At 65.2% G+C, this 759-nt stretch carries 1 protein-coding gene; it reads left to right on the forward strand.

What is annotated here, in order from left to right; genetic code table 11:
• Positions 1 to 759 (forward strand): VCBS domain-containing protein (locus AC1RL4_RS29225; RefSeq protein ID WP_493120714.1); only part of this gene is annotated, 759 nt, incomplete at both ends.

The following is a 759-nucleotide window of genomic DNA, read 5'->3' on the forward strand; positions in this document are numbered from 1 at the left end:
CCTGGCCAACGGCACCGATGGCGTTGCCAGTGCGGTGCAATCGCTGAAGGTCGGCGAGACTCATAACGAAGTGTTCAGCGTGCAGGTCAGCGACGACTTGGGCGGCGTCGACACCCAGCAGGTGACCGTCACTGTCACCGGCAGCAATGACGCCCCGGTGCTGAGCTTCGCGTCGGGCAGCGATGCCGGCAACGTGCAGGAAGACACCACCCTCAGCGTCAGTGGCCAGTTCAGCTCGAGCGACATCGATCACGCGGCCACCGCCACCTGGAGCATTGCCGGGTCCAATACCGGCACCTACGGCTCGATCGCCGTCGACGGCACGGGCCAGTGGACGTACACCCTGGCCAACGGCACCAATGGCGTCGCCAGTGCCGTGCAATCGTTGCAGGCCGGCGAGAGCCATAACGAAGTGTTCACCATCCAGGTCAGCGATGGCCTCGGCGGCGTCGACACCCAGCAAGTGACCGTCACCGTCACCGGCAGCAACGACGCCGCCGTGCTGTCCTCGGCCAGTGTCACACTGACCGAAACCAATGCTCCGCTGACTACGGGTGGTAGCCTGACCGTCAGTGATATCGACAGCGCCGCAACCTTCGTCGGCCAAACCAACACCGCCGGCAGCTACGGCCAGTTCTCCATCGGCACCGACGGCGCCTGGACCTACGTCGCCAATTCCGCGCACAACGAGTTCGCCGCCGGCACCACCTACACCGACACCTTCGCGGTGAGCAGCGCCGATGGCACCGCTACTTCGGT

This window comes from Pseudomonas sp. GW822-FHT07A10, from assembly GCF_058798795.1.